Origin of the sequence: Paracraurococcus lichenis, assembly GCF_030657435.1 — a bacterium.
GTDB classification, from domain to species: Bacteria; Pseudomonadota; Alphaproteobacteria; order Acetobacterales; family Acetobacteraceae; genus Paracraurococcus; species Paracraurococcus lichenis.
In genome coordinates, this window is sequence record NZ_JAUTWS010000562.1 from 1 (window position 1) to 316 (window position 316).

A 316-nucleotide genomic window follows, 5' to 3' on the forward strand; every position below is an offset into this window, starting at 1 on the left:
ACGGAGACGGTGCATCTCGATGAAGGTGACGATGCTGCGATACGAGTTGCCGCCGCTGACGATGGCCAGGATGGAGAACAGCAGGACGTACGCCAGTTGGTAGACCTTGCCCTCCGCCCGGCGGTGATCAGGCACCTCCTCCAGCAGACCCAGCAGCGGCGCGAACGCGGTCACGGCAACCTCCCCCTCGGTTGCCGCCCTATGAGGCAGAGGTTTGGCGGTGCGGGAATCCCGTCATCACCCCGCCGGCGCCGTTCGCATCCGACCTGTGGCAGCGAGGACTCACCCCCGCCACCGCACAGCGTTGAACAGCCCT

At 66.5% G+C, this 316-nt stretch carries 1 protein-coding gene; it reads right to left on the reverse strand.

The features are described from left to right. Positions 1 to 174 (reverse strand): transposase family protein (locus Q7A36_RS41240; protein ID WP_370655827.1); only part of this gene is annotated, 174 nt, incomplete at its 3' end. Positions 175 to 316: the final 142 nt, after the last annotated feature.